Here is a 23,575-nt window from a genome sequence, read left to right on the forward strand (position 1 = left end):
ATTGCAGGGCCTTTTATTTCAATCTAAATTACATATTAGAAAGAATTGATTCACGAACCTGTTCTAAAGTTGCGTCAATTGAAAGCATTACGGCATCAGAACATTGTTTGATCGCAGTATCCGGATCTTTCAGACCGTTACCAGTTACAGTACACACGATCACAGAACCTTCAGCAATTTTACCTGCTTTAATGTCACGGATTGCGCCACCGATTGAAGCTGCAGATGCAGGTTCTACGAATACGCCTTCATACATAGAAAGAAGACGTTGCGCTTCCAGAATCTCGGCATCAGTCAGTTCATCGAACCAGCCTTTAGAATCACGAACAACCGCTTTCGCATGGTTCCAGCTTTGTGGATTACCGATACGGATTGCAGTTGCAACAGTCTCAGGATTTTCAACAGGTGCACCACGAAGGAAAGGTGCAGCACCAGAAGCCTGGTAACCTACCATTGTTGGCAGACCTTCAGGTTTAGGACCAGTGAAGGCATCAGTAGCAGCGTCGTAAACCACTTGCTCAAACTCGCCAGCAGGCTGATTTGCAACCGCTTCGGTATAACCCATCCAGTGCGCAGTAATGTTACCCGCATTACCTACAGGCAGGCAGTGGTAATCTGGTGCACGGCCCAATTCATCCACGATTTCGTAAGCAATGGTTTTTTGACCTTGCAGACGGTATGGGTTGATTGAGTTCACGATAGTGACAGGTGCTTTGTCAGCGATTTCTTTTACCAGACGCATACCGTCATCGAAGTTACCGCGGATTTGCATGGTGATCGCACCATACATCATCGCTTGCGCCATTTTACCCATCGCAATTTTGCCTTCTGGGATTAAAACAAACGCCTTGATACCTGCACGCGCTGCATAAGCTGCTGCAGCTGCTGACGTATTACCTGTAGAAGCACAGATAATCGCTTTAGAGCCTTCTTCAACCGCTTTTGTTACCGCCATGGTCATACCACGGTCTTTAAATGAACCAGTCGGGTTTAAGCCCTCGTACTTCACATAAATTTCAACATTTTTGCCAATAATGCGCGGAATATTCGCAAGCTTAATCAGTGGCGTGTTACCTTCACCCAGAGAAACGGCTTTAGTAGTTGCAGACACTGGTAAACGGTCGCGATAGCGGTCAACTAAACCAGTATAACGATTGGCATTCGACATGATGATGTTCCAATTGTGTGTAGAGCTTGGCAAGGGGAGAGTGTCCCCTCGACCCGATTAATTATCAAGCGATTCTAAACGAATTCGTACAATTTCGCCATGAATGACAGGAAGAGCTTGAATTTGTTTTAACGCTTCATCCATTTTCGCTTCCTTGACTGGATCAGTCAGGATCACGATAGGAATAAGATCTTTCAGACGTGACTGCTGCAGAATTGCATCAATACTGATGCCTTCGCGGCTTAGAATAGAGGTTACTTCAGCCAGTACTCCGGTTTGATCTTCAGCATTGATCCGGATGTAGTATCCAGTCGTCATTTCTTCACGTGGCAGGATTGGCAGGTCACTTAAGCTTTCAAAAGCCAGTTGCGGAATTGTACCAGCACCATCTTCAGTATAAGAAATATCACGTACGATATCCACGACATCTGCGACTACTGCAGAAGCTGTAGGACCTGCACCCGCACCTGCACCGTAATACAGTGTAGGACCAACCGCATTGGCCTGAACCAGAACTGCATTTTTCACACCATTCACATTAGCGATCAATTGCTCTTCAGGAATCAGGGTAGGGTGTACACGGAGTTCAATACCGGTTTCAGCACGACGCGCAATACCGAGGTGTTTGATACGGAAGCCTAAGTCTTCAGCATATTTCACGTCTTGTGCAGTAATTTTGCTAATGCCTTCAGTAAAGACTTTATCAAACTGCAACGGAATACCAAAAGCAATAGAGGCCAGTAATGTCAGTTTGTGTGCTGCATCGATGCCTTCTACATCGAAGGTTGGATCTGCTTCTGCATAACCCAGTTCTTGCGCTTCTTTCAGTACATCAGCAAAGGCACGGCCTTTATCTCGCATTTCAGTCAGGATAAAATTGCCTGTACCGTTGATGATGCCAGCCAGCCAGTCAATCTTGTTGGCTGCCAGACCTTCACGCATCACTTTAATAATTGGAATGCCGCCAGCTACCGCTGCCTCGTAAGCAATTTGCACAGCGTTGTCATCGGCAAGTTTGAACAGTTCATTTCCATGTTCAGCCAATAGGGCCTTGTTGGCAGTTACGACCTGTTTGCCATGCAGAATGGCTTCTTTAATCACTTCATAAGCAGGGTGAATACCGCCCATGACTTCAACCACCACATCTACATCAGGTTGACGTACGATATCGAGCAGATCTGCACTTTGTTTGACTGATTCAGGTAGATCCAGATCAGGACGCGGACGACGCGTACCAACATAGGTAATTTGAATTTCACGACCGGTGCGACGTTTAATCTCAGCAGCATTTTCTTTTAATAGTTTAAGGGCACCACCACCCACAGTACCAAGACCGAGGATTGCCAGACGAACTGGTTTCACGTCACACTCCAAATATAAACAGTTTTTTACGAGAGCCTAGATCATAGCTAAAAAAGCGGCCTGACTCTAGGGTCATTTCAGAATATCTTCATCTATAAAATAAAGTTAAATAACTAATTAAAATGAGTTATTTAAGTCGATCCAATAATTCTGATGTGCTCATATAGCCACCGAGATAAAGTCCTTCAGAACTGTATACGCCCGGGGTACCATTAACACCAATATTAAGACCCATTTGATATTGATCTTTCACAGGATTTTTACAAGTGGTCGGCGTGATAGATCCACCGGCAATGGCCTGATCGAAGGCTGCACGACGATCGGAATTACACCAGATGGCTTCCATGGCAGGCATATGCTGCTCGCCACGTGGCCAGGCAATATAGCGTACTTCGATGCCTTTGCTGTTCATTTCATCCATCTGTTCATGGAATTTGTGACAATACGGACAGCTGACATCGGTAAAGACATAGATCACATGCTTGGTTTTGCCTTTGGCTGGATAAATCAGCAGGTCTTCCGCTTTAAGGTTTGCAAAGATTTTCTTGTTGACGTCAGATTGCAAAGTTTCACTGACATTGTGCAGCTCTTTATCTCCAAGGCGAATGACATCGCCCTGAATCAGATATTTGCCATCATTTGTCACATAGACGGGTGCCATACCTTCCAGGCTGACCCATGACATGTTGGGTACTTCAGTGGTTTTAATACCCGTGATTTTTGCGTTAATTCCCGCTTTTTTGAAATGACCTTCGAGCGTTGAAATCAGGCGTTGCTGTGCATTACGTTCGCTAAGGTTAGAGGCTTCACCCGTCGCCGGTGCACTTGCTGTAAGCGTATCTTGCTTTTTATCTGAATTATTGGAATTGGAACATGCGCTCAGTCCCAGACCGGTAGCAAGCAGACAAGCGATAAAAATTTTGGTGCGGGCAAATGTCATAATAACCCTTTTTTTTCTTGGACTAAAAACAGAGCATTAGCATAGCAAAAAAAGATAGAGCTACGTCAAACTTCTCAGTTTATTCTATTCAAATCAGCTCTTAAGCCCGTGGATGATGGGTTGCATGCAGTTGCTGCATTCTAACTTGTGCCACATGGGTATAGATCTGTGTGGTGGATAAATCACTATGACCTAGCAACATTTGTACTACCCGTAAGTCAGCGCCATGATTAAGTAAATGCGTGGCGAAGGCATGACGCAAAGTATGTGGAGACAGTTCAGCCTGAATTCCGGCTTGTAGTGCATAGCGTTTAATGGCATACCAGAAATTCTGCCGGCTCATGATGCCGCCATGCTGGGTGAGGAACAGATAATCAGTCGCTGTCTTATACAATTGCGGGCGTGCTTCCTGCAGGTATTTTTCCACCCATTCACAGGCCATCTGTCCCATCGGCACCAGACGTTCTTTATTGCCTTTACCGACAATACGCAAATAGCCCTGTTTTAAATTAATCAGATCCAGACGCAGATTAATCAGTTCTGTCACCCGTAAACCGCACGCATAAAGCACTTCAAACATAGCACGATCACGTAAACCGAGGGCAGTATTAATATCGGGTGCATGAATCAGTGCTTCGACATCAGCTTCAGACAGGTCTTTGGGCAGGGCACGGCCCAGCTTCGGTGTTTTATGAGCAGCAACCGGATTGTCACTCCGCAGTTTTTGTTCCCGCAGGAATTTATAAAAAGAACGTAAGGCGGACAAACATCGTGCAATTGAACGTGGACTTTTTTGCTGTTTGGTCAGTTCAATCAGTACATCGGAAATATCGTCATGGTTCCATTCTGGTAAAGGTTTAACCAGACATTCGGCACACTGGATCAGATCAGACAAATAGGCATTTCGGGTATGAGGGCTCACTGTCTGGGCAATCAGATAATCGCGAAAACCCTGTAAGTAACTGAAAGCTTCAGGAATCTGAACTGGACTAGGAATGCGAGGTTTTTTATTCAGCATGATGTTTAATGAAGATAATTTTAAAAGCGAGAAGCCTGATTGCTCATCTCCACTCTAGTTTAATTTTACGAACATGTCGATGTGCTATACAGCTAAGAAGAAATGTAATTAATACTTATTTGTTAATTATTCTCATTTGTTTGTATACTGTACAAAAGTCTTAGGAATTTTCACGGTGCGTTTGTCTGATTTGAAAGCAAAACAAACTGCCATCATTCGAAAAGTTAATCGAACTACTGATGGTAAAGGCGCTTCCCACGATGTTGTGGCCAGTCGCTTGGAAACTTTAGGTTTTGTACCAGGGACTCAGGTACAAGTCATTACCAAAGGTATTTTTGGTGGGGATCCGATTCTTATTCAGGTGGGGTTTACGCGTTTTGCTTTACGAAAATCGGAAGCGGCCAAGATTGAAATTGAACAGGGAGCGGCGGCATGAGTGATACCTTACGTATTGCCCTTGTCGGTAACCCAAACTGCGGTAAAACTTCTTTATTCAACCATTTAACCGGATCTCGTCAAAAGGTCGGCAACTATGCCGGGGTTACGGTTGAACGTAAAGTCGGGAATTTTACACTTCCTTCAGGCAAACCGGTGCGCGTACTGGATCTGCCAGGAACTTATAGTCTGGATGCGACCAGCCCGGACGAAGAAATTACCCGTAATGTGGTTCAGGGTAAAATTGCAGAAGAAGGCCAGCAGGATACTTTCCTGTGCGTTGTAGATGCAACCAACCTAAAACTGCATCTGGGACTGGTACTGGAAATGATTCAGCTAGGTCGTCCAATGCTGGTGGTGCTAAACATGATGGATGAAGCGCGCCGTCGCGGCATGCAGATTAATACCCAGAAACTGTCTGAACGTCTGGGTGTGCCAGTGGTTGAGACCGTTGCCGTGCGTACTTCAGGCATTGAAAACCTGAAAAATGCACTGGATAAAAACAAATTTTCTGCCCCGCAAACTGAACTCAGCGGTTTGAGTGGCGATCACCATCATCAGATTGCCAGCATTCTGAAAGATGTGGTGAATTATGCCGATCAGGAAGATAAACGTACTGATTTTCTGGACAAGATATTCCTGCATCCGGTATTGGGCCTGCTTAGCTTAGCCATTATGATGTTTGTGGTGTTTCAGGCGGTCTTTGCTTGGGCTGCGCCATTCATGGATGGGATTGAAACTTTCTTCGGCTGGTTGGGCGAGTACATGGGTGGACTGATCGCTCATCCTTTATTAAACAGCTTGGTGGTTGACGGGATTATTGCCGGCGCGGGTGGGGTAGTGGTCTTTCTGCCGCAGATTCTGATTCTGTTCTTCTTTATTCTGGTACTAGAAGAGTCCGGCTATTTACCACGTGCCGCCTTCCTGCTGGATAAATTGATGTTTAAGGCAGGTCTTTCGGGCCGAGCCTTTATTCCATTATTGTCCAGCTTTGCCTGTGCCGTACCGGGAATTATGGCTTCAAGAACGATTAGTGACCCACGTGACCGTCTGACCACGATTTTTGTGGCGCCACTGATGACCTGTTCGGCACGTCTGCCAGTATATGCTTTGCTGATTGCAGCCTTCATTCCTGAGCAAACCGTGTGGGGCTTCATGAATCTGCAAGGTTTGGTGTTATTTGGTCTGTATATGGCCGGTATTCTAAGTGCACTGATTGTTTCCTTTATCCTGAAATTTTTCCATAAAGACAAGTCACAGCATATGCTGTTGATGGAGCTGCCAAGTTACCGTTTCCCGGATGTGAAAAACGTCTGGATTGGTTTGCTTGATCGCGGCAAAATCTTCTTGAAGCGTGTCGGTGGCATCATCTTTGCGCTATCCATTCTGCTTTGGTTCCTGTGTACGTTCCCGCAACCACCAGAAGGTGCAACTTTACCGGATATCGATTATTCCTTTGCCGGGATGCTGGGCCATGTGATGCAACCTATTTTTGCACCATTAGGCTTTAACTGGCAGATCTGTATTGCACTGATTCCGGCGATGGCAGCGCGTGAAGTTGTCGTGGCAGCACTAGGTACGGTTTATGCCTTGTCTGCAGTCGATGAAGATGCCATGTCTGAGGGTCTGGCGGCACTGATTAGTGGCGGCGGTGATTTGGGCTGGTCGATCGCGACCGGCTTGTCTCTACTGGTATGGTTTATTTATGCACCACATTGTCTGGCGACCTTAGCCACTGTGAAGCGTGAAACCGGTTCATGGAAAACGGTCAGCTTTATGACCTTCTACCTGTTTGGTTTGGCATATTTCATGTCATTCCTGACTTATCAAATTGCATCACATTATTTGGGTTAAACTGGCTGAAGGGAAACCTTGGCTCGATCTGAATGATCATGTGAATGGGAGATTGAGATGATTGAAATTCTGATTGTAGCGGTACTGGTTGTCTGGAGTGCGCTCGTGGTATTTAAAAAGGTATTTCCGAATACCTCACGCTCAGTCTTCCAGAAGCTGTCTGATACCTGTGCAGCCAAAGGCTGGCATACGCTGGCGAAATGGTTAAAACCGGCTATGGCCAGTGGCTGTGGTGGTAACTGTGCCTGTCCGGCATCGGAACAAAGCTCAAGTACAAAACCTAAAGCTCAGGCAGTGAAATGGAAGTAAACTTTCATTCTGTTTAAGAATAAAAACTGAGCATGCAAATGAGTAGGGAGCTTAGAAATAAGCTCCCTAATTTTTTATTTTTTAAAAACTTATTAATTTATCTAGGTGAAAAGAATCCACTATTTTTCTATATTATGAATGGAAGCGTTATCTGATTTTCCTTTCAAGTTATGGATAGCATAGTCTTAACTTTTATTCCCATGATGGCTCCAATAAAAATTTATTAATTATTAAACCGATTAAAGATGAAGATTTAACGATATTTTTTTACGCCCTGACACAAAAAATGCCAGAGAAAGTCAAAACAGAAAAAGCATTCAAAACAGCAAAGTGCTACCATTTCGTCAGTTTTAAAATAGACCAGAAAATGGGGCGAAAATGTTAATACAACGTGGTGGATTAAAAGTCGTTGCAGGACTCGGGATTTCAGGTGTTGCAGCGGTCAACTTCTTACATGACCAGGGCTACCGCGTTGCAGTAACGGACTCAAGAGCTACCCCACCAGGACATGACCAGATTCCTGCGGAAGTACAGACTAGTTTTGGCAAGTTTGACCAGAATCTGTTGCTCTCTGCCGAAGAAATTATCATCAGCCCGGGACTCGATCCAAAACTGCCTGAAATCCAGGCAGCACTGGCTCAAGGTATTCCTGTGGTAAGTGAAATCCAGATTTTACGTCGTGCGACTGATAAGCCGATTGTGGCGATTACCGGTTCCAATGCCAAAAGTACCGTAACTACTTTAATCGGTCTGATGGCAGCGAATGCGGGTAAAAAAGTGGCGGTTGGGGGGAATCTTGGTCGTCCAGCACTGGATCTGACCAAAGATGATCCTGAACTGTATATTTTGGAGTTGTCGAGCTTCCAGTTAGAAACCACATCAAACTTGCAGGCTGAAGTGGCTGTTGTTCTGAATATGAGTGAAGACCATCTGGATCGTCATGGCGACATGATGGGTTATCACACCGCCAAACACCGTATTTTCCAAGGCGTGAAAAAAGTGGTGTTTAACCGTGATGATTCACTGACCCGTCCACTGGTTCCAGATGCAACACCGATGCAGAGCTTTGGTTTGAATGCACCGGACATCAACCAGTACGGTATTCTCAAAGATAAGGATGGCACAATCTGGCTGGCACGTGGTCGTGAACGTCTGCTCAAAAGTTCTGACATGTACATTCAAGGTACCCATAATGTGGCGAATGCCTTGGCTTGCTTAGCTTTAGGTGAAGCAATTGGCCTGCCAATGGACGTTATGCTGGATACGTTAAAAACCTTCAAAGGTTTGGAACATCGCTGCGAATTTGTTAAAGAATTCAATGGGGTACGTTATTATAATGACTCCAAAGGAACCAATATCGGAGCAACGCTCGCAGCACTTGATGGTCTAGGCATGGCGATCGAAGCTCAAAGCGGTAAGGTTGCCATTATTCTTGGTGGTCAGGGTAAAGGTCAGGATTTTACTGCTTTACGTGACTCATTATCTAAGTATGCAAAAATCGCCGTATTGATTGGCGTGGACCGCCCAATTATTGAAGAAGCGATTGCAGGTACGACTGAATTGATTCATGCGGAAAGCCTGCAGGAAGCAGTAGAAATTTGTCAGAAGCGCACTCAGGCACATGATGTCGTGTTATTGTCTCCTGCATGTGCAAGTTTTGACATGTTCTCCGGTTATCCGGAACGTGGTCGCAAGTTTGTGGCCTATGTGAATGAACTCAATTAAGAATAACAAGGATTCGTGATATGGCTGAGTTTGCTCAGACTGCGATCAATAAAATTAATCAATTTTATCAGCAGTGGGTACCTAAGTTACCCGCTGAAGTTAATCCGCGTAATGTGCTGATTTTTTGTGTGCTGGCTTTGCTGTGCATCGGTTCGATCATGGTGGCATCGGCTTCGATGCCTTATGCGGAACGGATGCATGAGAATGCTTTCCATTATGTGACCCGACATGCGATCTCGATTCTGGTTGCGGCGGGTGCAGCCTTTTTAGCCTATAAAGTTCCATTAAAAGTCTGGTTCAATAACACTTTCTTTTTATGGATTATTACCATTGTTTTGCTGGTCGCCGTACTCTTTGTCGGGACTGAAGTAAACGGCTCCAAGCGCTGGATTCGGGTAGCCGGTTTTACCTTGCAGGCTTCCGAAGTCGCTAAGGTCATGATGGCGATTTTTACCGCTGACTATGTAGTCCGTCGTGCTGAAGAGGTTCGTAATAATATCAAAGGCTTGGTACGATTAAGTGCCATCATGGGTGCAACCGTTGGCCTGATTATTCTTGAGCCTGACTTAGGGGCAACAGTGGTAATCACCCTGACCATGCTCGGTGTATTCTTCCTGGCTGGTGCACCCTGGATTCAGTTCGGTGTCGCTTTTATTACTTTATTGGGTGCATTTGCTGCTGCGATTGCTCTGGAACCTTATCGTTTACAACGTTTATTGTCTTTCTCGAATCCTTGGGAAGATCCGCTCGGTACCGGTTATCAGCTTTCTAATGCCTTGATGGCGTTTGGTCGTGGTGAATGGACCGGAGTAGGGCTAGGCCATAGTATCCAGAAAATGTCATATCTGCCGGAAGCGCATACTGACTTTATGTTGGCGATCTTAGGGGAAGAATTTGGTTTCTTGGGTATTTCTACCATTCTGATTCTGTCCTTTACCGTGATGGTCTGCTGTATCCGGATTGGACATCGTGCCTTGCAGCATCAATACTTGCGCGCAGGTTATCTGGCTTATGGGATCAGTATCATTTTCCTGTTACAGATTCTGGTAAACGCCGGGATGAATATGGGTCTATTGCCAACCAAAGGTTTGACCCTGCCATTTATTAGTTATGGTGGTTCATCACTCATTGTCTGTGCAGTGATGATCAGTTTGATTCTGAAAATTGACTCAACGACTCAACAAGTTAATCCAAGTCGGGAAGAATCAAGCTTCTAGATTAGACGGACGCTGTGGATCAGGCTGAGCATGGTTAAGCACTGTGCTCGGCATGACAGTTCCACAGTTCAGGCAACGCACAAAAGTACTTTTCGCCTTGGAAAGTGGAATCAGCGGAATAAAAAATAAAGAAAAATAATTACGCTGCTGTTTGAGTTCATACCCAGAACGGGTTCGGCAGACTGGACAAAGAAACTGACTTTTCTCAATGACTTTGGTTTTCGGTCCTACACCAAAAATAAAAAACATTTTTATGACCCTCACTCGCCTGTGTTATTGCTTTTAGCTTAAGTGAAAACCTGTTTTTATAAATAGTGACCTTGTAGCTCAGTTGTATGCGGGATTCGGGAGATATCCCATTGTGCGACGGCTTGTTCGAGCATACGAGCAGGGCGATCCAGTTCTACGGGCGCCTGACAGAGGGCTTGAAGTGCTTTTTGCAAGAGCAGGGGAGCTTGATCAAGATCCAGTGCTTGCGCCAGATTTTGCTTGGACAGTTTTTGGCCCTGATCATTCATTGCCAGTGGTAAATGCATATAGCTTAAACGCGGATAACCTAGTAATTGACCTAGGTAAATCTGACGTTCAGTGTTGTCCAAAAGGTCTGCACCACGGACTACATGGGTCATGCCTTGCAGATAGTCATCGACCACAACTGCCAACTGATAATTGATGATGCCATCACGGCGTTTTAAGACAAAATCGCCCAAGTCCTTTTTCAGTTGTGAGCAGTGTCGGCCTTGCAGACGGTCTTCAAAACAGATTTCAACATCTTCAACCTTGACCCGAATTGCCTGATGTTCAAAAGACAAACCTAAGTCACGACAGGTGTCCTGATAAATATGATTGGAACCCAGCATTTTGCGGGTACATTGGCAGGCATAGACCAGACCCTGCTGACGCAGTTGTTGGATCACATTTTCGTAAATATCCAGACGGTCTTTCTGGTAAATGATTTCTCCATCTGGCTCGAATTCAAAAGCATCCAAGGCACGCAAAATATGTTCTTCGCTGCCGGGATAAATTCGCGGGATGTCGGTATCTTCAATGCGGACTAGCCAGCGCCCCTGATGGGCTTTGGCATCACAGTAGCTAGCGACTGCGGTAATGAGTGAACCAAAATGCAAAGGGCCGGTTGGCGATGGCGCGAACCGGCCCACGTAATTCTCTTCAGCTTTCCCTTCCTTTGATAAAGGGAGGGTCAGGGAGGGATTACTTAAAGACATGCTTAACCGTTATTTTGCTTCTCTTTGATCTCTGCCAAAGTCTTGCAGTCGATACATAACGTTGCAGTTGGACGTGCTTCTAGACGGCGCAGACCAATTTCGATACCACAAGTTTCACAGAAACCGTAGTCATCGTTTTTAATCGCTTCGATAGATTGCTCGATTTTGCGGATCAATTTACGTTCACGGTCACGAGTACGAAGTTCGATGGCAAATTCTTCTTCCTGAGTCGCACGGTCGTTTACATCAGGGAGTGCAGTGTTTTCGTCTTGCATCGTATTTAAAGTACGATCAACTTCTGACATCAGTTCAGCTTTCCATGCCATCAAGATTTGGCGGAAGTGTTCAAGCTGCCCTTCAGACATGTATTCTTCATTTTTTTTAGGTTGATAAGGTTCAATACCAAATAAGCTAGCAGTAGAACCACCCTCAGTCGTTTTCGGCTTAGATTTGCGCACACGTTTTGTAGGTTTTTCCTCTACAACATCAGTTTGTTCGTCTAAGACTTGATTTTGGTTGTCATTCGCCATTTAGGGCATTCCTCATCATATGCGTATGTTAATACGCAAAAAATATGGTGATATGCAATTTTTATCCACCCTGTAGAAAGATTATCCTCCTACGGGGGTCGTCATCATATAGACTTTTTATGCTTTTTGATAGTCTTTGATGTCTGGATTATAGATATCACATTTCCTTTGGTTGCAATAAAGTAATTCAAAAAAAATAAAATGCAAAGTTAATAACCTGAAATTTCGGTATTAATATTTTGCTGGCTTAAGGTCACACGTTCGATATGTGTATCGAACTCCCCATTTTGTTTCAAATGTAATACACGATAGCCAGGTGCCGCCTGGTCTAGCGCGAATTCATCACTCTTGGGTTTGAACTGTACGCTGGTCGATGGCGTCGATAAAAACTGGATACCGTGCCATTCATTGCAGGAATCCTGATGCACATGACCAAACAGAACCAGCTTCACATTCTGGTGCCGGGCCAGTACATCTTTTAGATCTTCGGCATTCTTTAGCCGGTGCTGGTCAATCCAGTGCGACTTCATCGCAAAAGGATGATGATGGCAAGCCACAACCACATGCTGATTACGATATTCAAGCAATAATTGGTCTAGCTGTTCCAGTTGAGCCTGCTCTACCCAACCATCTATCCGATCCTGGACTGCACTATTTAGTAAAATCAGGGTCCAGTTGCCAAAATGAATCGCATGAGCCTGATCTCGATCCTGATAAAAAGGAAAGACCTTGATGTCATCATGATTGCCCGGAATCTGGTAATAGGGCACTTGACAGGACTGGATATATTTTAAATAACGCGTATAGGTTTCTGCGATCGGCACCTGTGCCAGATCACCGGTATGTACGAGTGCATCCATTTCTGGAAAATTGTGCTGAATATGCTGCATGACTTCATGGAAGCTCTGCTCGGGATTCATATTCGCGAATTCCAGATTGGGCTGATCCATCAAATGGGTGTCAGAAATCTGGATAATGGTCCATTCTTGTGTCGATGCAGGATTGAATTTTTCCGATGTCATGTCTGCCCCCTTAAACCTGACGGGACAGCCTGTTGATGCTGTTGTAGCCATTGTAAGGCCATAATCACAGGTGCATTTCTAAGGCGACCATTACTCAGCAAGGTCGGAATATCGGCATAATCCAGAATGTGCAGCTGGATATTTTCCCCTTCATCCGGCATACCAAAAATACCGCCTTTTTCAGGCAGTTCAGTCTGGGCGACATAAAGATGAAACAGTTCCGAGCAGGCACCGGCAGAAGGGTAGAAACTGAAAAGATGCTGTAAGGAATCAACAGTGCAGCCTGACTCTTCGAAAGCTTCGCGGCGAATACAGGTCTCAGGCGTTTCATCGCCATCCAGTACACCGGCAATGACTTCTAGTTGCCATGGCGTATCCTGATCATCCAGCCCGCCAATACGGAACTGTTCAATCAAGCCGAATTTTTGCTGTTGATCGTTATACAGCAGTACCCCAGCGGCTTCAGGACGATGGATGAGCTCACGCTGCAATGCAGGTGTATAAGATTCCTGATGGAAGACACGATGACGTAACGTGACTTTTTCCACCTGAATAAATCCCCGATATAAAAACTCACGGGCCTCTATCCTAAAATCTTTTTTATTATAAGAGGCTTGTTTAATAATATTCATAACTCAGAAAAGGATGAAATAACTTATTTTTTTCATCCTATCTGAGATTTTTATGAAAACAACTGTTTTTTTTACGGTTTTACACCTTGTGGTACAATTTTTGACCAGAGCTGTGGAAATCGTTTTTCATCTGCTTAAGGCCGGCTTCAATCTCTGCCTGCGTTACAGCCGGGGTTTCATCAGCAGATAACTGGCTGGCATAATCCCGCACATTTTGCGTGATTTTCATTGAACAGAACTTTGGTCCGCACATTGAGCAGAAGTGAGCCGATTTATGCGCCGCTTTTGGCATGGTTTCATCATGCATACTGCGTGCTGTGTCCGGATCCAGGCTCAGGTTAAACTGGTCTTCCCAACGGAACTCAAAACGGGCTTTAGACAGAGCATTATCACGTGCTTGAGCCCCTGGATGGCCTTTGGCCAGATCAGCAGCATGTGCAGCAATCTTGTAGGTAATGATGCCATCTTTGACATCTTTCTTGTTCGGCAAGCCTAAATGTTCTTTCGGTGTCACGTAGCAAAGCATTGCCGTACCGTACCAGCCAATCATCGCGGCACCTATCGCCGAAGTAATGTGGTCATAACCCGGTGCGATATCTGTGGTTAACGGCCCAAGAGTATAAAAAGGCGCTTCCTTACAGACTTCCAGCTGCAGATCCATATTTTCCTTAATCATATGCATCGGTACATGGCCAGGACCTTCGATCATCACCTGTACATCATGTTCCCAGGCACGATGCGTTAGTTCACCTAAAGTCCGTAGCTCGGCAAATTGCGCTTCGTCATTGGCATCCTGAATACAGCCCGGACGTAAGCCATCCCCAAGGCTGAAAGACACATCATAGGCTTTCATGATTTCACAAATTTCATCGAAATGAGTATAGAGGAAGTTTTCCTGATGATGTGCCAGACACCACTGTGCCATGATCGAACCACCACGTGACACAATACCAGTCAGACGATTCGCGGTCAGTGGTACATAACGCAATAACACACCGGCATGAATCGTGAAGTAATCCACGCCCTGTTCAGCCTGTTCAATCAAGGTATCTTTAAAGATTTCCCAGGTCAGGTCTTCAGCTACACCGTTGACTTTTTCTAGTGCCTGATAAATTGGTACGGTACCGATTGGCACTGGAGAGTTACGGATAATCCATTCACGGGTTTCATGAATATTCTGACCAGTCGACAGATCCATAATAGTGTCGGCACCCCAGCGGGTGGCCCAGGTCATTTTTGACACTTCTTCTTCAATACTTGAACCTAGTGCGGAGTTCCCGATATTGGCATTGATTTTCACCAGGAAATTGCGCCCGATGATCATTGGTTCCAGTTCAGGGTGATTGATATTGGCAGGAATAATGGCACGGCCTGCAGCGACTTCCTGACGGACAAATTCAGGGGTGATTTCCTGTAAATTTTTGGCACCAAAATTCTGTCCCGGATGCTGGCGCATATCGGTACCTTCCAGCTGACGCAGGTTTTCCCGAATCGCAATATATTCCATTTCCGGCGTAATAATGCCCTGTTTGGCATAGTGCATCTGGGTCACATTCTGGCCAAGTTTAGCCCGGCGTGGTTTCTGGATATGGGCAAAGCGGATATTGGCAGTACGGATATCGCGCAGACGTTGGCGACCAAACTCAGAACTTAAATCATCTAGCATTTCTGTGTCATTACGCTGTTCAATCCAGCCTTCACGCAGATTTGGCAGGCCTTTATTCAGATCAATTTCAACGTTTGGATCGGTATAAACCCCTGAAGTGTCATAGACCATCAACGGTGCATTATATTCACCGCCCAGACCAGTCGGGGTTTCGCTGAGAGAAATTTCTCGCATCGGCACCTGAATATCAGGACGTGAGCCTTGTAGATAGACTTTACGCGAAGCAGGCAGAATGCGGGTCAGATCACGCGCTTCCTGTTCGTGTGGAGTAAGGGGAGTTTCAGAAGAAAGATTCGTTAACTGGCTCATTGCAATGATCCTTATGAATGACATCAACGAATCAAGCACGACCAAAAACGTGGACAGAATTATCTGGGAGTAGATAAAACAAGGGTAGTCGTTTTTAGATGGCTTGATTCCTACGCAGGTATTAACCTGATCAGGTTCAACGGTACTCACTATCAAATGGCCGAAAAGGCTGATTTAAGTGATCTCAGCGAGTTATTACTCGCGCTCCGTCAAGCGAGGCTAAATCTTAGCTTAGTTGGTATTTAAAAAGTAGCTTTAAATTGGGAGGAGTTGCTGATTTTCGGCTATCTCATCGATTTTTAAGAAAAGATTGTTTTAAAGACAGATGGCATCTTTAAAGCAGTCTTTACCATAGTTCTGTGAGGGTGGGGTGACTTGAGCATAATATAAAATCTGTTCAGTGCTGGAACGGTCACGATATTCCGCAGCTAAGGCACGCTGACGCTGTTCAGGATTCATGTCCAGAAACTCTAAAAATAATTGCGCCTGTGTCGATAACTTGGATTTCTGACCACGCGCTAGACCAATAATAGTTTCCAGATGGCTGGTTTCTACTGAATAACGGTCACGATAATCCTCAGAGATTGGCGATTGCTCGCTGCCTCTGAACAGGAAATAAGTATATTGTTTCAGCAGATATTCGGCATCGCGCTGATAGCTACTTTTCGGATAAGTTTGCAGATAATCTTCCCAGAATAAAGCGCGAGCGGCAATATTGGCAGCTTCAAGCTGTAAGCGTTTTTCGACCAAGACCGGTTCCATATTCTGCTCAGCCAGATTTTCAATAAATACCTTTTCGGCAGCTGGTAAATACGGCGCAAAGATACGTACCAGATATTCCGGACTACGACGATATTGTAGCGTGCCATTGCCCTGATCTAAGAGTTCTACATAGGCCTGACCTTTATGCTTCAATAAATACTGGTCGCGTGTGGTCAACTGTTCAAAGTGGCTTTGCTGAATAGTAGGATGCTGAGCCATATCCAGAGCATATTGCTCGAAAGCACGTTGTTGGAATTCGGTACGTTCCACATGCAGGAAGCGTTGATACATTTCTGTGGAACGCTGCATCAGGTGTTTCTGCTCGGCCAGTTCCATGAGCGGCAGACACACTTTAAGGTCCTGATTAATCTGTTCCAGGGCAAAAGTGGTGCGCTGTTCATTAATCTGGGACATGTTTTTTTCAATATTTTCACACATGAGAGTGAAATCGTTCGCGGGAGATTGAACGGTTTTAACCTCGGCCTGTTCCATTTCAACTTGCGGTTCTGAGGATTGCTGGCATCCGCCTACGAACAGCAAACTGCTGAAAACAAAACAAACTTTGAATATCGAATGAATTCGCGTTAACACTATGCTTCAGGACTCTATATAGATGAAATCAGAAATAACTGCCTTACTGGGAGCTATATTGTATAGATCTAATTCAAATTCTATGTGTAGTATTGTGAATGGCTTTGTTAAGCTAGGATGCAGGAAGAGGAAAATAGGAGGAATATTGAATAAAATCGTGGATCTATAAGAGAAAATTAATAAAAGTCATACGTAAAAAATCAAAAGAAATCTTTAGTATTGCTGGGTTTAAAGCGCCTTAATCTGATGATTGAAATGGCTGTAGGGGTGAAAACTATAAAATGAAATTAAAACTCATCGTCAGTGCCTGTTTATTGGGTGTCAGTCCGACACTGTTTGCGCTGGATCTGCTTGAAGCTTATCAGCGTGCCCAGCAGAATGATCCGAACTGGCAGGCGAATCTGTTGCAATACCAGTCGGACCAGCTCAATCTGGGCATTGCCAGCGGAAATTTATTGCCGACTGTGACTTTATCTGGAAATGTGACCCGTAAAAACCAGTCTGCTGATAATTCATCGATAGAAGGTTTGCCTGCCGAATTTGGGGAACTACAAGGTTCGAGTACGACCACACGGCAGATTGCAGTCACTGCACGTCAGCCTTTATTCCGCTGGGATGCCTGGCAGGGTTATAAGCAGGTTAAAACCTCGGTAGAACTCAGCGAAGTTAATCTGCGCCTGCAAAAGCAGCAGCATATTTTGCAGGTGGCAGAAGCCTATTTTAATGTTTTACGTCAGCAGTCTTTAACTACGGCTTATTTACAGGAAGAGCAGGCTTTATCAGAACAGTTAAGGATGATGAATGCCAAACTTCGAGAAGGGCTCGTGGCGAGAAGTGATGTCAGTGAAGCCAATGCCCAATACCAAAGTGCACAAGCTAACCGGATTTCTACACAGGTACAACTGGTGCTGGCACAGGAACAATTGGCTCAGTTGATTGGACCCTATCAGGAAAATCTGGCGGTTCTGCGTGAGGATTTCCAGTTTCAGAAACCTGTTCCGAGTAATATCGGTTCCTGGACCGAACTGGCACAAAACCAGAATCTGGAAATTCTACAGGCCCGTTTGCAGAAACGCTATTCGGAAGATGCCAAGCGGGTAGAGCAGGCGGCTCTCTATCCTCAGGTTGAAGCCGTCGGAACCTATGGCTATTTAAAGCAGACTCCTGAAACAGTGTTATCAACCAATGGGGATTTTGACCAGATTGGTGTCGAAGTTAACTGGAACCTGTTTACCGGGGGCCGAACCCAAAAAAGTATTCGTCAGGCCGGCGTAAATGTGCAGCGAAGTGAAGCCCAACTGGATGCCGCAATCCGCAAAGCCAACACTGATGTCAAACAGTCTTATCTGCAGGTAGAAACGGATGAGGCCAAGCTGAATGCACGTAAAGCAGCGATGCAGTCTTCAGATATCGTTTCTCAAGCCTCCAGAGCTCAATATCAGGAAGGTTTAAAAACCATGGTGGATGTATTACTGGCGCAGCGTAATGCCTTCTCTGCCAAGACCGATTATCTGAATGCCAAATATGATTATTTGCTGCATGTACTACAATTACAGGCTTCGGTAGGACAATTGACAGAAAAGGAACTGGCAGAGATGAATGCCTGGCTCATTGAATATGACCGCTCTTAAAAAAGGCTAACAAGTTGTCATCAAACTTTCATGATGGTCATGCTTTAATGATATTTCATGATGTGTTCTTGCCTTTTCCTGTTCAGGAGTAGATTTCCTTGAGTCCCAATAATCCTGTACTTAGTCATCACATTTCTTCGCAATTTAATGAAGAATTGCAGGACGTAAATACCAAGTTCATGACCATGGGCGGCATGGTAGAACAGCAGGTCGCCAATGCCATTCATGCGCTGCTGGATACAGATGCTGCAATGGCGGTTGAGGTGCAGTTTCAGGACAATACTGTGAACCGCCTGGAAAGTGAAATTGATGAAGCACTCACCCTGATTTTGGCTCGCCGTCATCCCGCTGCTATTGATCTGCGCATGGTGCTTGCCATGTCCAAGGCCAATACCGATCTGGAACGGATTGGAGATGAAGCATCGAAAATTGCCCGTATTGCCCAGACTTTGTGTGAAGAGGGTGGTTCACCACGCGGTTATATGGAAACCCGACATATTGGTAACCAAGTTCGAGTGATGATTCATGATGCACTGGATGCTTTTGCGCGTCTGGATGTAGACCAAGCGCTGCGCGTGATGCAGGCCGATGCCGACATTGACCGGGAATATCAGTCCGCTACCCGTACTTTAATGACCTATATGATTGAAGATCCACGGCATATTAGTCGGGTGATTAATGTACTTTGGGTACTACGTTCGCTGGAACGCATTGGAGATCATGCACGTAATATTTCGGAACAGGTCATTTATATGGTCAAGGGCCTGGATGTACGGCATAGCAGTGTCGAAGAAATTGAACAGAGAGTGCAGCGTTAAATCGCCCCAATTCAAATAAAAAAAACCTCCGTACTGGAGGTTTTTTGATGAGGATAGAAAAGCTAGCTATGGGTTTCTTCTTCTGCATCATCTTCAAAAGTCTTGGCAATTTTTTCAATATTCAGACTTTTGGCCATCGCATCAAAAATTTCCTTATACACGCCATCCTGATGATAAAGTGCATCATGTTCACCATGTTCACCATGTTCACCATGTTCACCATGTTCACCATGTTCACCATGTTCAGCAATACAACCTTCTTTCATGACGTAGGTATAGTCCGCATCAATAATTTGCGACAGGCTATGTGAAATGATGATTACGGTACGACCTTGCTTGATCTGGTCCAGACTCTGTTTGATCTGTTCTGTCGCAATGGCATCCAGACTCGCCGTCGGCTCGTCCAGAAAAATAATCGGCGGGTTTTTCAGGAACATCCGTGCGATGGCAATTCGCTGTTGCTGACCGCCGGACAGTTGCAGGGCATCGGAATCATAACCATCCGGTAGCTGTAAAATCTGTTCATGAATTGAGGCTTTTTGAGCAGCTGCAATCACCTCATCCATACTGGCATTGGTTTTGCCATAACGGATATTGTCAAAAATTGTGCCCTGGAAAATATGATTTTTCTGTAATACTAATCCGATATGATCACGCAGATATTGAGTGTCATAATCTTTTAAGTCGATCCCATCCAGCTTGATCTGGCCTTCCTGTGGTTCATAAAATTTATCGAGCAGACTGATCAAGGTTGATTTACCAGCACCAGATAACCCTACCAGTGCGGTAATGGTATTGGGACGAATCTCCATATTGATATCTTTTAAAGCATGATGCCCATTTGGATAATAAAAATTCACGCCACTTAGCTCAAATCGGCCTTTAACTGGCGGTTTTTGCTGTCCGCTTTGCTCAATTTCAGCATCCGCTTCCAGAATATTAAAGAAGCTTTCTGAATAGATCATGGCATCATTCACTTCATCATAAATCCGGTGCAGCGAGCGAATCGGGGCAGAGACGTTATTAAAGAGCAGCACATGGTACATGATCATGCCGATACTCATCTGGCCATCGAGTACAAAATAGGAGGTCAGAATAATAATCAGGACTATACCGATCTGTTCAATAAAGGTTTTCAGACCATCAAATAGGAAGCTGGTCTGCCGGGTTTTCATCTGGTTATCGGTCAGTTCACGCTGCAAGCTCAGCTGCTTGTCTGATTCAATCGATTCCCGGTTAAAGGATTTGATGACCGTAATTGAATTGATGATGCTGAGAATGCCTTGACTCTTTTTTTCCCGGCCATCTCTCAGACTACGGCGCCATCCACCAAGTTTTTGTGCCTGTTTATAGGTGAGCCAGAAGTAGATCGGTACAATCGCTGTGGCGACCAGCCCGACATAAAAATTGGCATAGTACATCAATCCGAGCGCGACAATTGCACTGGTAAATAGAGGAAAAATATCAATGAAAAAGATCTGGACCAGTCGGGTGAGGGAGCCAATTCCGCGGTCGATCCGGGTCTGCAATTTTCCGGCCTGATTATTATCCTGATTAAAAAATGCCAGCCGATACTTTAAAAACTTTTCAATAATGCCTTGAGCCAGATCTTGGGAAATAAAAATCCGCAGCTTTTCTCCATAAAACTTCTGTCCAAACTGTACCAGTGCATTCACCACTTCCTTACCGAGTAAAATGGCAGAGATAGTGATCAGGATATGCCAGCCTTCATCTAGCCCTTGTCCTTGTTCCAGCAAAGCATTGATACTGTCGACTGCATATTGCAGGGCCAGTGCATTGACCTGAGCAGTAAAGGAACCGATCAGGGTCAGAATGAGGGTCGCAATCACCAGGAGCCGATAAGGGCTGACAAAGGGACGAAGTTTTAAAAACAGCTGCCATAAATTCATAAGCAATTATTTTTATTGTCAAAGTTGAATTTAGTCTAGGCAGGAATAGAGGTACTCACAAGAGTAAATGTTGTATTTATTTGTGAAATTGGATTGTAATTTTTCCAGTCAAGTCTCAATCTTTTCAGCAAGATATCGTAAATTTTAGACTAATTTTAAATGACTTTGGACCTGTTTGCCCCAGAACCCCAAGTGAATTTATTACCTTTTGATGGGGTGGTAGAGGATTATGGGCAGATTTTAAATGAGCAGCAGAGCCAGCAATATTTACAGGATTTTTTAGCTCATCTGGCCTGGCAAGCGGATGAAGTCACTTTATTTGGCAAGCATTATATTACGGGACGAAAAGTGGTGTGGTATGGCGATGAACATTATCAGTATCACTACTCTGGAAGTTTCAAGCAGGCTCAGATCTGGACACCGGGTCTGTTCCGGTTAAAACAGCATATTGAAAAGCTGGTCGGTCATTCGTTTAATTCCTGTCTGGCCAATTTATATGAAGATGGTTCGCAAGGTCTGGGCTGGCATAGTGATGATGAAGCGGCTTTATATCAGGGAACGTCACAGGAAAATGTGATTGCATCCCTCAGTTTGGGGGCAACCCGCAAGATGAGCTTTAAACACAAAACAGAGAATGAAACAGTAGATCTGCTTTTACAAAGTGGTCAGTTGATTGTGATGCGAGGACAGACCCAACACTACTGGAAACATTGTATCCGGAAAACGACTCGGGTTTTAGAACCTAGAATTAACCTAACCTTTCGTTATTTTTTTCCTTAGTTAAATCTCTTCATAAAATAAAAAATATTAGTCCATTCGTATTTAAAGTTCTTTCTCTCAGGGAGAAATTAGGATAAGGGAGTTTCTTTGCTCATTGTTGAATAATTAAAAAATGATTGATGAAGGCACTCTATTGTTTTTAGATTAAAAGTATCCCAATGAACTAAAAAAGAGATTCTTCAATTCAAAAAAAATAGCATCTCGAAAGATGCTATTGCTTATATTTAAAAGAAATTTAGGGTTGCAGTCCAGCCGGATGCCTATACCAGCTTTCAATCAAGAGGGCAGCAGCAATACTGTCCGCAGACAATTTTTTGCCGCGACCTTGTGCCTGATAATGATCCAGTTCATCCCGTGCTTCACGAGTGGTCAGGCGTTCATCCACCATCAAGGTTTCAATATTGGTCTGATGACGTAAACGGCGGGCAAATTTACGTGCCCGTGTCGACAGTTCAGATTCACTATCATCCATATTCAGTGGAAGTCCCACTAAAAATAGGCTTGGCTGATGGTTTTTTACAATTTTCAGTAATTCGTCCCAGTTCGGAATCCCGTCTTTCATGGGAAATAAAGGGAGGGGATTGGCACTTTCAATCAGGGATTGGCCGACTGCCATTCCCATTTTCTGTGTACCAAAATCAAACGCCATAATGGTGTTTGGCGCGTTTACATCAGGCATGTCCAATCTCGGAAGATAACCAGGTTCGGTCTACGCCCATTTTTTTATAGGCAGCATCCCAGCGGTCGTTATAAGGTAAGTTAAAAATCAGGTCCATATCGGATTCACAGATCAGCCAGTCACCCCGGGCAATCTCTTCTTCAAGCTGATGTTTGCCCCAGCTCGCATAACCCAAGGCGATCTGATAGCGGCCTACGCCTTCATTATGCGCAATCGCATCCAGAATATCTTTAGATGTGGTAATACAAACATTTTCACCCACAGCAATAGAAGAATGCCAGGTCGGCTGACCGGTATGCAGGACAAAACCGGCCTCAGGTCGCAAAGGTCCACCTTGCAACACTTCATGGGGATTGACATTATCCGCCTCAATATCCAGATCATTCAGCAATTCTTTAATTTGAATACCAGCAGGGCGGTTAATAATGATCCCTTGAGCACCATCTTCATCATGACGGGCCAAATAAATGACCGTATGCGCAAAAAAATCGTCACTTGCATGGGGTGGCGCAATCAGACAACGATGAGTCAGATATTGTTTAGTCACCTGAGCGGCTCTCCAAAAGTCTATATCGTTTGTGATCGTGGTAGATGATTTATCAGGGCAAAAGACTGGATTTTCAATTTGCAAATTGTCTATTCCTTTATTTACTTATCCCACAAAAATGTATCACTGACAACTTAGCTTTGTAGATACTGGGTATAAAAAAACTACAAATAGGTATTTTTTTTATTTTTTCAATAAATCAATAAAATTAGTTTTATTTTATTGAATGGTAAATTCTCGGGCTTATTTATTATCGACTAAGAATATAAAATAAATTTAAGAAGGAATAAGTTTATATATTTTTAATTGTTTAATAAGGCGGATTCAAGCGGCAAGTGCAACAGTATAAAAACCAGCCATAACTTCACTCGGTGTATACCAACCTAGTGTTTTTCTAGGACGATGGTTGAGTGCAAATTCTATCTGCTCTATTTGTTCGTTTGA

The 23,575-nt window shown here is 44.5% G+C and carries 22 protein-coding genes, 1 pseudogene and 1 riboswitch; of the genes and pseudogenes, 8 read left to right on the forward strand and 15 right to left on the reverse strand.

From position 1 onward, the window contains the following. Positions 1–28: 28 nt before the first annotated feature. The 4 genes from thrC to xerD all read right to left on the reverse strand — a co-directional run bounded on the left by thrC (position 29) and on the right by xerD (position 4,488). The gene (gene thrC, locus FTV12_RS11195) at positions 29–1,168 is read right to left on the reverse strand and encodes a threonine synthase (protein ID WP_104426956.1); all 1,140 of its coding nucleotides are present in this window, start codon (positions 1,166–1,168) and stop codon (positions 29–31) included. A 57-nt stretch (positions 1,169–1,225) separates the two neighbouring features. Beyond that, positions 1,226–2,530, reverse strand: coding sequence for a homoserine dehydrogenase (locus FTV12_RS11200; protein ID WP_180034058.1), 1,305 nt, complete (start codon positions 2,528–2,530; stop codon positions 1,226–1,228). 127 nt (positions 2,531–2,657) lie between these two features. Beyond that, positions 2,658–3,470 (reverse strand): DsbC family protein, encoded by an 813-nt coding sequence (locus FTV12_RS11205; RefSeq protein ID WP_034703409.1) that lies wholly within the window; start codon positions 3,468–3,470, stop codon positions 2,658–2,660. A 100-nt stretch (positions 3,471–3,570) separates the two neighbouring features. Then, positions 3,571–4,488, reverse strand: coding sequence for a site-specific tyrosine recombinase XerD (gene xerD, locus FTV12_RS11210; RefSeq protein ID WP_159124366.1), 918 nt, complete (start codon positions 4,486–4,488; stop codon positions 3,571–3,573). A 175-nt stretch (positions 4,489–4,663) separates the two neighbouring features. Here xerD and FTV12_RS11215 point away from each other — a divergent pair, with 175 nt between their 5' ends. From FTV12_RS11215 to ftsW, 5 genes are all read left to right on the forward strand, one after another. After that, complete coding sequence (locus tag FTV12_RS11215; protein ID WP_004787267.1) at positions 4,664–4,924, forward strand: FeoA family protein; 261 nt, start codon at positions 4,664–4,666, stop codon at positions 4,922–4,924. Beyond that, a complete protein-coding gene (locus tag FTV12_RS11220; RefSeq protein WP_004787264.1) occupies positions 4,921–6,777 on the forward strand; it encodes a ferrous iron transporter B in 1,857 nt (618 codons plus the stop codon). The genes FTV12_RS11215 and FTV12_RS11220 overlap by 4 nt, the downstream gene beginning before the upstream one ends. A gap of 57 nt (positions 6,778–6,834) precedes the next feature. Then, entirely contained in the window at positions 6,835–7,086 is a 252-nt protein-coding gene (locus tag FTV12_RS11225; protein ID WP_034703404.1) for a DUF6587 family protein, read from the forward strand. 378 nt (positions 7,087–7,464) lie between these two features. After that, positions 7,465–8,811 (forward strand): UDP-N-acetylmuramoyl-L-alanine--D-glutamate ligase, encoded by a 1,347-nt coding sequence (gene murD / locus FTV12_RS11230; RefSeq protein WP_180034059.1) that lies wholly within the window; start codon positions 7,465–7,467, stop codon positions 8,809–8,811. Between the two features lie 20 nt (positions 8,812–8,831). Next, entirely contained in the window at positions 8,832–10,028 is a 1,197-nt protein-coding gene (gene ftsW / locus FTV12_RS11235) for a putative lipid II flippase FtsW (protein ID WP_004787257.1), read from the forward strand. Here the strand turns inward: ftsW and FTV12_RS11240 are convergent. The 7 genes from FTV12_RS11240 to FTV12_RS11270 all read right to left on the reverse strand — a co-directional run bounded on the left by FTV12_RS11240 (position 10,017) and on the right by FTV12_RS11270 (position 16,766). Continuing rightward, the gene (locus tag FTV12_RS11240) at positions 10,017–10,277 is read right to left on the reverse strand and encodes a zinc ribbon domain-containing protein (protein WP_179992204.1); all 261 of its coding nucleotides are present in this window, start codon (positions 10,275–10,277) and stop codon (positions 10,017–10,019) included. The two genes, ftsW and FTV12_RS11240, sit on opposite strands and share 12 nt — an antisense overlap. Before the next feature lie 56 nt (positions 10,278–10,333). Next, complete coding sequence (gluQRS, locus tag FTV12_RS11245) at positions 10,334–11,254, reverse strand: tRNA glutamyl-Q(34) synthetase GluQRS (RefSeq protein ID WP_179992203.1); 921 nt, start codon at positions 11,252–11,254, stop codon at positions 10,334–10,336. Positions 11,255–11,256: 2 nt separating this feature from the next. Continuing rightward, positions 11,257–11,784, reverse strand: coding sequence for an RNA polymerase-binding protein DksA (dksA, locus tag FTV12_RS11250; RefSeq protein ID WP_004787252.1), 528 nt, complete (start codon positions 11,782–11,784; stop codon positions 11,257–11,259). A 209-nt stretch (positions 11,785–11,993) separates the two neighbouring features. Next, on the reverse strand, positions 11,994–12,806 hold the full coding sequence (gene cpdA, locus FTV12_RS11255; RefSeq protein ID WP_159124361.1) for a 3',5'-cyclic-AMP phosphodiesterase: 813 nt from the start codon (positions 12,804–12,806) through the stop codon (positions 11,994–11,996). After that, positions 12,803–13,438 carry an NUDIX domain-containing protein gene (locus tag FTV12_RS11260; RefSeq protein WP_034169767.1) on the reverse strand — a complete coding sequence of 212 codons (636 nt, stop codon included), beginning with the start codon at positions 13,436–13,438 and terminating at the stop codon, positions 12,803–12,805. The genes cpdA and FTV12_RS11260 overlap by 4 nt, the downstream gene beginning before the upstream one ends. A gap of 79 nt (positions 13,439–13,517) precedes the next feature. Continuing rightward, on the reverse strand, positions 13,518–15,413 hold the full coding sequence (gene thiC / locus FTV12_RS11265; protein ID WP_159124360.1) for a phosphomethylpyrimidine synthase ThiC: 1,896 nt from the start codon (positions 15,411–15,413) through the stop codon (positions 13,518–13,520). A 90-nt stretch (positions 15,414–15,503) separates the two neighbouring features. Further along, positions 15,504–15,632: riboswitch (TPP riboswitch) on the reverse strand. Positions 15,633–15,728: 96 nt separating this feature from the next. Next, a complete protein-coding gene (locus tag FTV12_RS11270; protein ID WP_179992200.1) occupies positions 15,729–16,766 on the reverse strand; it encodes a hypothetical protein in 1,038 nt (345 codons plus the stop codon). A 281-nt stretch (positions 16,767–17,047) separates the two neighbouring features. Here FTV12_RS11270 and FTV12_RS11275 point away from each other — a divergent pair, with 281 nt between their 5' ends. Both FTV12_RS11275 and phoU read left to right on the forward strand, forming a co-directional pair. Continuing rightward, positions 17,048–18,397, forward strand: a complete 1,350-nt coding sequence (locus FTV12_RS11275; RefSeq protein WP_034705354.1) for a TolC family outer membrane protein — start codon at positions 17,048–17,050, stop codon at positions 18,395–18,397. 98 nt (positions 18,398–18,495) lie between these two features. Continuing rightward, positions 18,496–19,215 (forward strand): phosphate signaling complex protein PhoU, encoded by a 720-nt coding sequence (gene phoU / locus FTV12_RS11280; RefSeq protein ID WP_180034060.1) that lies wholly within the window; start codon positions 18,496–18,498, stop codon positions 19,213–19,215. Positions 19,216–19,277: 62 nt separating this feature from the next. Here the strand turns inward: phoU and FTV12_RS11285 are convergent, their stop codons facing one another. After that, positions 19,278–21,125: an ABC transporter ATP-binding protein gene (locus FTV12_RS11285; RefSeq protein WP_180034061.1), complete on the reverse strand. Its 1,848-nt coding sequence runs from the start codon at positions 21,123–21,125 to the stop codon at positions 19,278–19,280. 159 nt (positions 21,126–21,284) lie between these two features. Here FTV12_RS11285 and FTV12_RS11290 point away from each other — a divergent pair, with 159 nt between their 5' ends. After that, entirely contained in the window at positions 21,285–21,905 is a 621-nt protein-coding gene (locus FTV12_RS11290; RefSeq protein ID WP_180034062.1) for an alpha-ketoglutarate-dependent dioxygenase AlkB, read from the forward strand. Between the two features lie 235 nt (positions 21,906–22,140). On the opposite strand, the gene ruvX is transcribed toward FTV12_RS11290, so the two are convergent. The 3 genes and pseudogenes from ruvX to FTV12_RS11305 all read right to left on the reverse strand — a co-directional run. Then, positions 22,141–22,584 (reverse strand): Holliday junction resolvase RuvX, encoded by a 444-nt coding sequence (gene ruvX / locus FTV12_RS11295; protein WP_180034063.1) that lies wholly within the window; start codon positions 22,582–22,584, stop codon positions 22,141–22,143. Next, positions 22,577–23,131: a YqgE/AlgH family protein gene (locus FTV12_RS11300; RefSeq protein WP_004787233.1), complete on the reverse strand. Its 555-nt coding sequence runs from the start codon at positions 23,129–23,131 to the stop codon at positions 22,577–22,579. Before FTV12_RS11300 ends, ruvX begins: the two co-directional genes overlap by 8 nt. Positions 23,132–23,455: 324 nt before the next feature. Continuing rightward, a pseudogene (locus FTV12_RS11305) lies at positions 23,456–23,575 on the reverse strand (IS30 family transposase); the annotation flags it as partial.

Origin of the sequence: Acinetobacter sp. YH12233, from assembly GCF_013417725.1 — a bacterium.
Taxonomy (GTDB): domain Bacteria; phylum Pseudomonadota; class Gammaproteobacteria; order Pseudomonadales; family Moraxellaceae; genus Acinetobacter.